This window comes from Citrobacter sp. wls718 (assembly GCF_005280945.1).
Classification (GTDB): domain Bacteria; phylum Pseudomonadota; class Gammaproteobacteria; order Enterobacterales; family Enterobacteriaceae; genus Citrobacter; species Citrobacter gillenii.
The window spans coordinates 27,118-37,614 of record NZ_SZWV01000038.1; the positions used below are offsets into that span (position 1 = coordinate 27,118).

The 10,497-nt window shown below is 48.4% G+C and carries 17 protein-coding genes; 5 read left to right on the forward strand and 12 right to left on the reverse strand.

Features of this window, described 5'->3' with window-relative positions; translation table 11 throughout:
* Positions 1-141 precede the first annotated feature (141 nt).
* The 11 genes from FDW95_RS07455 to FDW95_RS07505 form a co-directional block, all read right to left on the reverse strand.
* Positions 142-1,320: a phage integrase Arm DNA-binding domain-containing protein gene (locus FDW95_RS07455; protein ID WP_053390040.1), complete on the reverse strand. Its 1,179-nt coding sequence runs from the start codon at positions 1,318-1,320 to the stop codon at positions 142-144.
* 2 nt (positions 1,321-1,322) lie between these two features.
* A complete protein-coding gene (locus FDW95_RS07460) occupies positions 1,323-1,532 on the reverse strand; it encodes a hypothetical protein (RefSeq protein ID WP_001096408.1) in 210 nt (69 codons plus the stop codon).
* A 50-nt stretch (positions 1,533-1,582) separates the two neighbouring features.
* A complete protein-coding gene (locus FDW95_RS07465) occupies positions 1,583-2,146 on the reverse strand; it encodes a 3'-5' exonuclease (protein ID WP_113456710.1) in 564 nt (187 codons plus the stop codon).
* 1 nt (position 2,147) lies between these two features.
* Positions 2,148-2,711 carry a hypothetical protein gene (locus FDW95_RS23585; RefSeq protein WP_115257958.1) on the reverse strand — a complete coding sequence of 188 codons (564 nt, stop codon included), beginning with the start codon at positions 2,709-2,711 and terminating at the stop codon, positions 2,148-2,150.
* The gene (locus FDW95_RS07475) at positions 2,708-2,944 is read right to left on the reverse strand and encodes a hypothetical protein (protein ID WP_115257959.1); all 237 of its coding nucleotides are present in this window, start codon (positions 2,942-2,944) and stop codon (positions 2,708-2,710) included. Before FDW95_RS07475 ends, FDW95_RS23585 begins: the two co-directional genes overlap by 4 nt.
* 1 nt (position 2,945) lies before the next feature.
* The gene (locus FDW95_RS07480; protein WP_115257960.1) at positions 2,946-3,266 is read right to left on the reverse strand and encodes a hypothetical protein; all 321 of its coding nucleotides are present in this window, start codon (positions 3,264-3,266) and stop codon (positions 2,946-2,948) included.
* Positions 3,263-3,475, reverse strand: coding sequence for a hypothetical protein (locus tag FDW95_RS07485; RefSeq protein ID WP_115257961.1), 213 nt, complete (start codon positions 3,473-3,475; stop codon positions 3,263-3,265). Before FDW95_RS07485 ends, FDW95_RS07480 begins: the two co-directional genes overlap by 4 nt.
* Positions 3,472-4,074 carry a hypothetical protein gene (locus FDW95_RS23280; protein ID WP_212734294.1) on the reverse strand — a complete coding sequence of 201 codons (603 nt, stop codon included), beginning with the start codon at positions 4,072-4,074 and terminating at the stop codon, positions 3,472-3,474. The genes FDW95_RS07485 and FDW95_RS23280 overlap by 4 nt, the downstream gene beginning before the upstream one ends.
* Positions 4,061-5,098 (reverse strand): chromosome partitioning protein ParB, encoded by a 1,038-nt coding sequence (locus FDW95_RS07495; protein WP_115257962.1) that lies wholly within the window; start codon positions 5,096-5,098, stop codon positions 4,061-4,063. Before FDW95_RS07495 ends, FDW95_RS23280 begins: the two co-directional genes overlap by 14 nt.
* Positions 5,098-5,580, reverse strand: a complete 483-nt coding sequence (locus tag FDW95_RS07500; protein ID WP_249358959.1) for a hypothetical protein — start codon at positions 5,578-5,580, stop codon at positions 5,098-5,100. Before FDW95_RS07500 ends, FDW95_RS07495 begins: the two co-directional genes overlap by 1 nt.
* A gap of 102 nt (positions 5,581-5,682) precedes the next feature.
* Positions 5,683-6,003, reverse strand: coding sequence for a hypothetical protein (locus FDW95_RS07505; protein ID WP_099530449.1), 321 nt, complete (start codon positions 6,001-6,003; stop codon positions 5,683-5,685).
* A gap of 1,082 nt (positions 6,004-7,085) precedes the next feature.
* Between FDW95_RS07505 and FDW95_RS07510 the strand changes: the two genes are divergently transcribed.
* Positions 7,086-7,532, forward strand: coding sequence for a hypothetical protein (locus FDW95_RS07510; RefSeq protein ID WP_053069233.1), 447 nt, complete (start codon positions 7,086-7,088; stop codon positions 7,530-7,532).
* Positions 7,533-7,938: 406 nt separating this feature from the next.
* Here the strand turns inward: FDW95_RS07510 and FDW95_RS07515 are convergent, their stop codons facing one another.
* Positions 7,939-8,658: an XRE family transcriptional regulator gene (locus tag FDW95_RS07515; protein WP_115257963.1), complete on the reverse strand. Its 720-nt coding sequence runs from the start codon at positions 8,656-8,658 to the stop codon at positions 7,939-7,941.
* Between the two features lie 69 nt (positions 8,659-8,727).
* On the opposite strand from FDW95_RS07515, the gene FDW95_RS07520 reads away from it, so the two are divergent.
* The 4 genes from FDW95_RS07520 to FDW95_RS07535 all read left to right on the forward strand — a co-directional run.
* Positions 8,728-8,985 (forward strand): YdaS family helix-turn-helix protein, encoded by a 258-nt coding sequence (locus FDW95_RS07520; protein ID WP_071692364.1) that lies wholly within the window; start codon positions 8,728-8,730, stop codon positions 8,983-8,985.
* A 31-nt stretch (positions 8,986-9,016) separates the two neighbouring features.
* Positions 9,017-9,481: a YmfL family putative regulatory protein gene (locus FDW95_RS07525; RefSeq protein WP_048216080.1), complete on the forward strand. Its 465-nt coding sequence runs from the start codon at positions 9,017-9,019 to the stop codon at positions 9,479-9,481.
* 240 nt (positions 9,482-9,721) lie between these two features.
* Entirely contained in the window at positions 9,722-9,934 is a 213-nt protein-coding gene (locus FDW95_RS07530; RefSeq protein WP_115257964.1) for a DUF4222 domain-containing protein, read from the forward strand.
* The coding region (locus tag FDW95_RS07535; protein WP_249358961.1) for a transcriptional regulator at positions 9,891-10,497 on the forward strand (607 nt) is incomplete at its 3' end. The genes FDW95_RS07530 and FDW95_RS07535, both read left to right, overlap by 44 nt.

Here is a 10,497-nt window from a genome sequence, read left to right on the forward strand (position 1 = left end):
CCGCTTTTAAAAGGCTGAGAGCCTTGCTATTGCTGGTGGTGGGTACTGTTTGACTGTATAAACAAACAGTGCTTTTTTAGCAAAATCTGCTCTATATACATCAATGACTTAAGTAGTGGTTTCTCCCCATGAGATATGTATCTAACCGGCCTTGATTTCACCATGGGGAACGACGACCCAATCGATATGGTTTTGCGTGTAGATCTTGGTCGACTTAGCATCGCTGTGCGCCATTCGTCCTTGTGGATCGATGCCTTGCTGATCGAAAAGGTGTGCGGCCAGCGCTCGAATTTCGTGAAAGGTTGGTCTTTCGTCCATCGCCATTTGGTCGCATAAACCCAGTTTGTCGCGCACCGAGGAAAAGGACCGGCTCAGGTAATCCGGTGCGATCTGCGTGGGGTGCGAAACCTCTTTACTACGTTTAACCTGCCGTTCCGGAATCCTGTGAACGATGAACGGGCTGGCCACATTATCGCGGCTATCGTCAATAATCCGTTTCAACTCCTCGCCTATAGGGATCGCCACATGCGACGCTTCTTTCTTCTGCACCTTTTGCCGGTGAATGTACAACGTGCCATAAATCCCGCTTTCCGGCTGTGCTAACCAAACGCACCCGCAGATGCCGTCTTTTGGTTCTCTGATGGCGTAACGGATCCGTGAAACTTCTAGGCGTGCGTGTGTTGTTTGTAATGCCAAATCCATCGCGGTCCGTAACCATGGTTCGGCTGCGCGCCTGATAGCTTTAAAGTTATCAAGTGAGAGGCGCTGGCGTTTCTTCTCTTCTGTCCTACGCATTTTTTTACGGGTTGCTGGGTTATCGAACATTAGCGATTCATCGACCGCATACGAGAATAGTTTTTTAAGAAAGCTGACTTTCCTGTTTTGTACGTTTGCTGATGCTTCGGCATGGTAGTGGTTTATATAGGCGTTCACATGCTCCAGCTCAATATCGCAAGCTGGTATGCTGATGAAGAATTCTTTCACCCTCAGAGCATCGTTGTTCCAATCGTCGAGTGTATTCTGTGAAGGGCGCTCATTCTCAATCGCCCGCTCCATAATATGATCTACGTGTTCAGCAAATGGTTTTGCCTCCCCCGTTACACCGCCAGATTCACGGACAAGTATTTCTACTGATGGTACATTTGCAGGCCTCATTCTGAGGTTGTATTCACGGGCTATAGCGATCGCTACAGCCCTGTCTTTACCGATATTCTTTTTTTTCCCAGTTATAAGCGTAAATTTATAAACGCCGCGATCTTTATCGAATATTAGATATTCGGGTAGATGGCGGTATTCTCTTTTTCTTGGCCTGGCTGCCATGGTTAACCCTCACTGATAAGCTGGCGAACCGTATGATTAACCATTGAGTCGACCCCCCATTTTTCAGACTCGCAGACCCAAACAGATCCGTCTACGATTTTGCCTGTGAGAAGTCCGTTTTCAACCCAACGTTTAATGGTTCGATTATCCGGGATCGAGTCTTTGGTAAATTCGCGTTTACCCCACTGACTCGCCTTCATTAGTTTTGCCATGACAGATTCTCCATGCAGCCCGGCTGCACCCGGGCTTTCATATTTATAAATTATTGCTGGTGGGGCAGTAGACGTTGCCAAATTGCTGAAACGTATTTGGCCTGGTGGCGGGCATCGGCCAGTGCGTTATGTGCAACCCCATCGAATGGCATATCTCGCTTAGGATCGAAACCCACAACTCTGCCTAATGTGACGATGGTTCTGACGTCGTGATCGTTCCAAAATTGCCACGGGCAAACCTGGCCGGCGCGCTCATATGCGCCGCGCAATATAACGTTGTCGAAAGTAGCTCCATTGCCCCAAACTTTTAAATATTTCGGGTTATCAGAATGTCGGTTAATGAAATGGCTCAGTTCAGATAGGGCAGACGATATCGGCATCGCATCATCAACACAGATTGCTGATCGTGCTTCTGAGCTTTGTCTTAACCACCACAGAATAGTGTCACCATCCGGCACCGCTCCCTGCTCCATAGCACTTTCAAGGTTAACGGCGGTGTAAAACTCCTGACCCAGTTCACCGCTTTGCGGATCGAAGAACACGGCACCAATGGAGACGATAGGGGCATTTGGTTTTTTGCCCATGGATTCGAGGTCGATCATTAAATTGTTCACGTTAAATATTCTCCTGTTTTGGTGCTGCTTTAATCATTGCTGCCCAGCACAACTCAGCCCGGCGCGCCGCCTGTCGGCATCCACTCAATGCTTCGTATTCCTCCCACTCTTTTTCATCGCTGAAGTGTGGATCTGGAACCGATTCGAAGCCGTTAATAATCATGTCCTCGGTCGGAACGATAGGCACCAGTACGTAACCATCCGGAGTTACCGGAGAGTTTCCAGCCTGAGTAGTAGGCGTGTTCATGTGGTTATTCCATGAGCCAATTTCGTCAGTCGCTTGGCGGTGAACGTAAAGCGGAATCACAGCATCTCCCATTGGCTGAGACAGCCACTTAAGGTGAAGCTCACCCATCCTGGCATAAGCAAGAGTTTCCTCCGCGGCATAAAGCACAGGCTCAGCGCCAAACGCCGCAATAGCCCCAGCAATCACCTTGACAGCATCGGCCATTGCGTAGCCGAGATTACCGCCGTCGCTTTGAGCTGATGCTTTGCTGAGAATTCCGTGTATCTGGTGCAGGCGATCAAGTGATAAAGGACCGTGCGCCGGGTGGTTAGTTGTCATGGGTTAGTCCTCACGGTTCTAAACAATACTGATTGCTGAAAGCCGGTAAGAAACCATAGCCCATCGACTCGCTGGCTCATCTCGTACCAGTCTTCCGGGTTAAGGTCGGACACGAGGTCGTCACCACAAATACAAATATCAGGTCCGCGTTTCTCGGAATCATAAATATCACCTGGTGAAAACCACTCAGGATTAGTGGAATGAACGCACTCCATTTTGGTTACGTCAGCCATCTCACTCCCCCTTCACGCCAATGCCAGCGGCGCGGTCGATTACTGCCTGTGCATCAGCGATTTCACGGTTATATCCTTCCGTATAATCAGCAATGCCATATTCCCAGCCTGTTTTCAGTCCGCTCAGGAAACATTTGTCTCTAGCAATTTGCAGTTCTGCTATGCGCTTCTCTGCGGCCTCTAACTTGGCGCGCAGCTTCTCGAAGTCATCAGCCTTTACAACTGGCACATGCCCGTGACCAGGGTCTTTCGTGCCGCCGAATGCCGCAGGATGGATGTAATACGTTTTCTGACTCACGTCGCCTGTGTTGAGTGCTGTCATTGGGCTGCCTCCCAGCAGATTTGAACCGCATAAATGGTTTTAACGCGCTTAACCACGCCAATTGCCTCAAGCTTTTTCAGGCGGCGCAATACGTACGCAGTTTGAAGTGAGCGATAGTCATCGCGAAGCCAGTTAGTAGCTACGTATGTCATGCATGGACCTCGACGCTTCAGTATCGCAATGATTTCTTCATCGGTTGGTTTACTCATAGCGCGGCTCCTTTGCGAAGTTGGGCGGCGAACAAGCGAACGCCGGAAGCTTCACTGCGTAGAAACTTAACGGCATCATCAAAACCATCTCGTTCTGCGTCGTCTGCTCCGCTGTCGAGATTATCTGCGTACATCTCCACACCTTGCGCCCGCACTTCAGCCAGGAAAGCGTCGGTGGCCGGCATAAATAATGCTGATTTAGCATCAAACATTAGTGATTTAGCTGGATTGATTGACTTCTCCTCTGGAGAAATACCGCTCATTGCAAATTGGTTAACCATGCGCTCAACCACTTCACGCAATGCTGCATTATCGACCGCCAGTGCCTCGCTATGCGTCAGCTGCTTTTCATTCTCCGCCGCCAGTTCCCTGCACTTGCTCTCGGCGTTAGCGAGCTGTACTGCAAGGTCTGCGTTTTTGGATTGCAGCTCTTCGTACACGCTGCGTACTTCGCGAATTTCTAAAACAGCAACCTGAACCGCATAAGCGAAGGTAGCGCAATCTCCTTCCCCAGCCTTCTCGCTGTCGCGCTGGAAATTGACCGCAACAGTCATCAGTTCATCCAGCTGTTCGCCGGTCATAGGTTTATTGGCTGTCATGATTATTTTCCTGCTGCAGTTTGTATTGCTTAACGAAGTGGGCCACTGCTTTTGACTGGCTGGCGATGATTTTTCTGTCACCTAGTTCGAGCGTGACGTTCTTACCTCGATAAATTATTGCCTTGCCGATTTCCTTTCCGCCCATCCTGACGTAGAGAACTTTTCCGATAATTTCTGTTGATGGTACTGGCTGAGAAAGGCGATAGGTTTCGCGAGCTTCAGCAATGGCTTTGTGTTCGTCGATGATCGCCAGAGCTTCAGCCAGTGCCGTGCCTTGCAAAGTGAATACGCCTTCATCGCTGATCGTCGCCATGGCCATTAACTCCACGAAACGGCGAGCACTTTTAATGTTGAGTTCCGGAGCGATAGAACTGCGCGTAACCTTTGTTTTCCCCTGGGCGGCGGCTACGGCTTTATCGTGCTGGAGAACTTCACCAGCCTGTTCGCCAAACTCACGAACTCGGTCAACGGCAACATCAACAGACACAGCTCCTGATTTAACTTCCTGCTGAACGTCATAATTAGCGGTACTCAGAGTGAGCAACTTCTCAACAGTCGCCACAGACTTATTGACCAGCTTTGAGATCTCGCTGGTGGTCTGATTGAAAGCGTTATGAAGCTCCTGAATAACGGCGGCCTGTTCAATATCGGAAAGGGGGAGTTGGTTATTACTGGTCATGATGCGAGCCAGACGCTGCACATCGTTACCGTTGAACGGCATGATATGAATGCGGTCTACTGGCTTACCTGCTTCAGCACAACGAGCGTAGCAGCGACGGCGGCGGTGGCCTTCAACAACCCACACACCACCTTCATCACGTGCGATAACCTCCAGTGGAGGAACGGTGCCGCCGTTCATCAGATAGTTAAACAGGTCATCATCAGCCTGGCGGGTGCGTTCGTCGTCTTCACGCTTGTTGAAACCTTCACGCACGTGGATATGTTCAAGGCTGATAAACATCCCGGTATCGGTGCGCTTGATGGTCCCATCACGTGACATTTGTTTGAATGAGTTAGCGGCCATTACGCAGTACCTTCACGAAGTTGGTTAGCGAATAACAGAGCCTGATTACCAGCGTAAACAATGCTTTCTTCTTGCTCTTCTTTCCCTATGGCAATAGTGACGTTTGCGTACTTTTCCACGCCAGTGGCCTGGATATCGCGAATAACCTGATCGGTTACTGGAGTTAACTCTCGTAATTCTCTCTGCGCCTCCAGCATGTGCATATTGGTCGGCGATTTGGTATGACGTTCAACGATGCGGTCGCACTCTTTGGCCCAGCAGTTAACATCGTCGCGTAAAACGGTGTTCTCTATGACCAGTGCTTTACGCTGTTCCATTGACTCGCACAGCGCCACGCTGACGATATCAAGACGGTTAGCCAGTTCGGTCATGATCCCGCGGTAAGCAACAGGAAGGAGAGGGGCCGCTTTACGCGCTGCATCGATCAGTTGCTCTCTTGTCATACGTGGTTGTAACTCAGTGACGTTCTGCGTGGTCGTCATGGCTAGTTTCTCCGTGTTATATGCGCCCTGCACGGCGCTGAATTTTGGTTGAACGAATCCCGGCACAATGAATGCTGCCTAATTCGTTGAATTAATAATTAGTTAAAAATATTCCCTGTTATCCGATCTAACTCGTTCGAGAATAATCTTTGCCTCTTCGAATGATGGTGCCAGTAAAGCCTGTTCAACTGCTCTGGCAAAGCAGGTAGCATCACATTCGTAACTATCAGATTTTGATTCCCATTCGGAAGCATCTTCTTCGGCGTCTGAAATACGATCTTCATATTCAGATTCCAGCTCACTCCTTACTTCGGCGCGAAGACGCTCGCGAATGATGTCTGATGCCTCGTCCAATGGGAGAATAATCAGTAAATTTTCGGGCTGGTAAGTACCGTACTTAACCGCCAGATCATTCGCAGACATACAACCTCCAGAAAAAGTGCCCGCCGCGAAGCGGGCTAAGAATATTTCTCCAATTCAACCAGAACAGTCTCAACGTCTCCTGTAAGGTTGAGATGGCGTTATTACCATCACCAAGCACCCAGTGGATGCTTGAGGCTGATCGCCATAACCGGTACTGCAATGCCGGTGCTTAGTTCTCCACTCAATTGAAAGCGCGTTCCGTTAACGAACTGGCACTTAATGACAAGGGACAGAACGCGCTTTCAGTTGAGTAAAAAGGGCGGTACCAGGGACTTCAAAGGTTGGTACTGGTACCGCCAAGACTCCACACAGCTTTCTTACTTCCTAGTACCACGCTGGCTACGTGATTTGGTGTGTGGTGGCTGGCGCTGATCTCCAGCTCAGTGGCTCGGTGTTTCAATATCGTAACCGCCCGTTCCATCCGCGTTCGATCAGTCCCTATGCTCGCTTAGAACGCTTCGCCTGCTTATCTTTTCTCAACCGTTTGACGGTCAGCCCCGTCATTCACCACAACTGTAAGCGCACTCCACCTGTTTCACACCTGTCACCCATAACTGGTAAGTAAAGGAGTGCGCTTTCATGTTGTGTTCGTGGGGTCTACTTCCCTCCTGTCACGGTTCTTTCCCCGCGTCATCATGTGTTCATTCGGTACATGAAACCCATTTGCCGGGATTCCACCGACTCCCATCTGTTTTTAAAGCCACTCAGATATCGTCTGGCCAGCCGCATGAGATAACCTGGGTTATGATCCTTGGTTAGTGCTCAACTCCTCCTTCAGGAGGCGCTCTACCTATTGAGCTACAACACAACGAAGAGAACACTGCCGGTGTCCGAATTGAACGGACCTTTTCCCTGCCCATCACCACCATTATTATGCTGGTGGCAGGAATTGAACCTGCCTTTATGCCTTGCTCGTCAATGTTCTCATCGTTGTGCCCTGAAAAAGGCTGGCGGTTACCGGACAAACGGGAAAACACCGGGCCGCCAGAACAGGGAGTTACTTGTTATTGCTTTGGCCTGCTTTTAACCACATCAGGCGTGGTGGTATCCTTCAAAGTCCCTACAACCCCGAAGGAATCAAAATGATTAATGGAATCGCTCACCTCTTTACGCAGATCAAAAGCAATATTGCTCAACTTCGCGGTATCCAAATCAGTGGCTATGTTGATAGCTCTGAAGTTTCCTGTGTCACAAACCGCGCCGTGCTAATCTGTGCTCTCGACATCATTCTCTATGAGCACCGTAAAAAGTACGGGAATCAACTCAATGGACTTAACGGAAAACAGGCTCTTCACCACAAGTTGCTTCTCAAATACAAATGGCCGCTGTCAGTAATTCGAGATTTAACACTTACTGATGCGCTGCTTGCCCTGCACGATGAAATCCAGTTCTCTGCTCTTCCGGAGCCAGCAAGTGAATATCTCTCGCGCATTACTCACTCAAATTACCCAGTTAACTTCCCTGATTATTTGGACGCTGAATGGGACCCTGAGCTGTCCGAGAAATTTCTAATTGAGATTCAAGGGTAGCTTCAGTGATCATTGAATCCACTTCTTCAAGCCTCCGCACACAGGAGGCTTTATCCATATGTAACTGACGAAGATGCGCCATTGCTTCAACCTTCTTACACAGCCACTGATAAAGCTCTTCGTTGTTCATGCTACCGGCATAAATATGTGGTTCGTTCTCTTTCATCCTGAAACCCCTTGAGAATTTATGTGTTAGCGAATCATCCGGTCATTCAAGCTCCACTTGTAAATACATGGTGGGTTGAGTACCTGTTCACTTTCGATGTAATGACTATAGCTACTTTAAGTAGATAATTGCAACAACAAAAAGTAGAAAAATATGATTTTGAGTAGTCTGGTTTTATGGGGGTATGAATTTTAGGCGTAAAAAAAACCGGCTTTCGCCGGTTTCTTAATGAATGAGTTATTAGCCAAACTCTATCATTTTTAGAGGCAAGCATCTGATTAGTTTGCCGAAAATGTATAGTTCATTCATTTCATGCTCTTCTATGAAGAAGGGCGGGTAGTGCTCATTGTCTGAAAGGACCGCTAGTCGTCGCCCTTTTACCTTCTGCAGGCGTTTTACGAACGTACTGTCTTCAAAATTGAATACATAAACTCCATCGCCACTAAACTGCTCAACCTTGCTGTCTATGAAAAGCAGGTCCTTTGGGCAAAGCGTGGGCATCATGCTATCGCCATCAACATTTATCATGACGATGCCATCAAGGCTTCTACGACCAAACAACTCGAAGATCCTCTCTTCCGGAATCTCTATTGAGCTCACTATTGTAGGGAATGGTTGGTTTATATATCCGGAACCAGCTGAAGCATGAACATCCAATTGCTCTATTCTGACGGTGCCTTTCGCGGGCGCGTCGCCACCATTAACAGGCACACCATAATCAAGATAAGCCGGTGAGACAGCAAGTCTTTCTGCAATTCGAATCATCTTTTCATCTCTCGGTTTTGCAGTACCAAGAGTGTAGCGCCGCGCCATCTCATACGAGACACCACTGAACTCTGACAATTCTTTAACTCCAATAGATTGCTCTTGGAGAGACTTGTTTAGCCTTTCGGCAAAGTCTTTGTATTTAGCATTTTCCACCATAAGTAGAAGATTAAGCGCACAAGGCATAGTTGTCATTTCTATTTTAAGTTGCTAATAAATGCTACTATAAGTAGTATTGATGCAGGCTTAGTCATAGGAGAACACATGTCATCTCAACATAAGAATGTAACCGCCCAAGCTGTAAGGGCTATCGGGTCGATTTCAGATGTGTCAAGGCGGTTTGAATTCCAATCAGTTCAATCTGTTGCGAATTGGATAGCAAAGAACCGAGTACCTTCTGAACGAGTTATTCAACTTTGTCAGTGGGGCGGATGGGCTGTAACTCCCCATCAATTACGACCTGATATTTATCCGAATAAAAACGACGGCTTACCTTCTGCTAACAACAATAATCAACTTTAAGTTGATTGTTAACTACCAAAGGAAAAGCAAGATGGTAGAGCAAACCCTGAAAGAAGTGGTGAAAGCGATGTGCAAGGCGTACCCCGGAGGCCGTCAGGCTATGGCTGGTGCATTGGGCATGTCAGAAACTCAATTCAACAACAACCTGTACGAGAAAAACGGTTGTCGTTTCTTTGAAGTCACCGAGTTGGAAGCGATGGAGGACATTTCCAACACGTCATTTGTTGCTGACTACTTTGCCAAGCGTCGCGGCGCACTGCTGGTGGATGTACCAAACCTGGAAGATCTTGACCGTGTTGACTTGTTCAGTCGAGCAATGCGTACAGCAGCTGCAAGAGGGCAGGTTGATCAGATTATCCAGAAGGCGCTTGAGGATGGAGTGATTGAAAAACATGAAGCCGAAGAAATTCAGGAACATCACCGCCGCCATCTGGCAGCGCGTGAAGAAGAGATCCGCGCGATTGTGGCCTTATTCAGCCGCCGTCAAAAGAAGTGACGCCAGCGAGTGTGCAGCTCCTGGCGTCGTGGCGTGTCGTATTCAGTGGAGAAACTAACGCATGAACAGTGTAACAACACAGTACCGCAGGTCGCAACTTATTGCTCGACCTATGCCGGGTGGAAAAGGTCCGGTTCAGTTCGTGTATGGGGTAATGGTATCCGGATGCTTTGAGCCTGTCTGCTACCAGTTTGCTGATTGGGTTGTAGGTGATTTCAACGGCCAGGCGGAGAAGGTCGAATGCGAGCGATCAACAGATGGTTTAAAGACAGTTACGGCGTCCCTGTCAGGGTTATCCGGTGGGAACCAGAAACTCAACGGGTTATATACCTGCGCGACGGATATGAGCATGAGTGCTTCAGTCCACTCGAGCAGTTCCAGCGTAAATTCAGGGAAATAGAGGGTCAGAATGAGCCTGTTAATGACATCGCGGCCAATAGTAATAAATCCTGACCTTGCATACAGCATTGGCCTGAATGAGGCGATTGCTTTGCAGCAGATTAATTACTGGCTGCAAGAAACCAAATCAGGCATGGAAAGTGATGGTGTTCGCTGGATTTACAACACGACAGAACAGTGGCTGGAGCAGTTCCCGTTCTGGTCTGAGTCGACCTTGAAGCGTACCTTCACCCGCCTGAAGACACTCGGCGTGCTCAAAATTGAGCAGTTGAACAAGTCTCAACGCGACATGACCAACTTCTACACGATCAACTATGAAAGCGAGCTTTTAGATGAAGTCAAAGTGACCGAATCGAAGAGGTCAAAATGCGCTGTTCCATCAGGTCAAAATGACACGATGGAAGAGGTCAAAGTGACACACTCCATCAGGTCAAAACGAACCGCTGTCATCAGGTCAAAATGCACTGATGATCCTACAGAGAATACAACAGAGAGTACTACAGAGATTACAGGTAAAGACTCTTGTCCGGTTGCAGGGCAACCAGACCCTGAAGTTGTGATTACTGATCAGGCGATTTTGGTGTTGTCCCATCTGAACCAAATCAGCGGATCCCGGT

Coding starts and splice junctions, on each gene's coding strand:
- FDW95_RS07455 (WP_053390040.1), bottom strand. CDS start 1,320: ATGGCAGCCAGGCCAAGAAAAAGAGAATACCGCCATCTACCCGAATAT.
- FDW95_RS07460 (WP_001096408.1), bottom strand. CDS start 1,532: ATGGCAAAACTAATGAAGGCGAGTCAGTGGGGTAAACGCGAATTTACC.
- FDW95_RS23585 (WP_115257958.1), bottom strand. CDS start 2,711: ATGACAACTAACCACCCGGCGCACGGTCCTTTATCACTTGATCGCCTG.
- FDW95_RS07475 (WP_115257959.1), bottom strand. CDS start 2,944: ATGGCTGACGTAACCAAAATGGAGTGCGTTCATTCCACTAATCCTGAG.
- FDW95_RS07480 (WP_115257960.1), bottom strand. CDS start 3,266: ATGACAGCACTCAACACAGGCGACGTGAGTCAGAAAACGTATTACATC.
- FDW95_RS07485 (WP_115257961.1), bottom strand. CDS start 3,475: ATGAGTAAACCAACCGATGAAGAAATCATTGCGATACTGAAGCGTCGA.
- FDW95_RS23280 (WP_212734294.1), bottom strand. CDS start 4,074: ATGACAGCCAATAAACCTATGACCGGCGAACAGCTGGATGAACTGATG.
- FDW95_RS07495 (WP_115257962.1), bottom strand. CDS start 5,098: ATGGCCGCTAACTCATTCAAACAAATGTCACGTGATGGGACCATCAAG.
- FDW95_RS07500 (WP_249358959.1), bottom strand. CDS start 5,580: ATGACGACCACGCAGAACGTCACTGAGTTACAACCACGTATGACAAGA.
- FDW95_RS07505 (WP_099530449.1), bottom strand. CDS start 6,003: ATGTCTGCGAATGATCTGGCGGTTAAGTACGGTACTTACCAGCCCGAA.
- FDW95_RS07510 (WP_053069233.1), top strand. CDS start 7,086: ATGATTAATGGAATCGCTCACCTCTTTACGCAGATCAAAAGCAATATT.
- FDW95_RS07515 (WP_115257963.1), bottom strand. CDS start 8,658: ATGACAACTATGCCTTGTGCGCTTAATCTTCTACTTATGGTGGAAAAT.
- FDW95_RS07520 (WP_071692364.1), top strand. CDS start 8,728: ATGTCATCTCAACATAAGAATGTAACCGCCCAAGCTGTAAGGGCTATC.
- FDW95_RS07525 (WP_048216080.1), top strand. CDS start 9,017: ATGGTAGAGCAAACCCTGAAAGAAGTGGTGAAAGCGATGTGCAAGGCG.
- FDW95_RS07530 (WP_115257964.1), top strand. CDS start 9,722: ATGCGAGCGATCAACAGATGGTTTAAAGACAGTTACGGCGTCCCTGTC.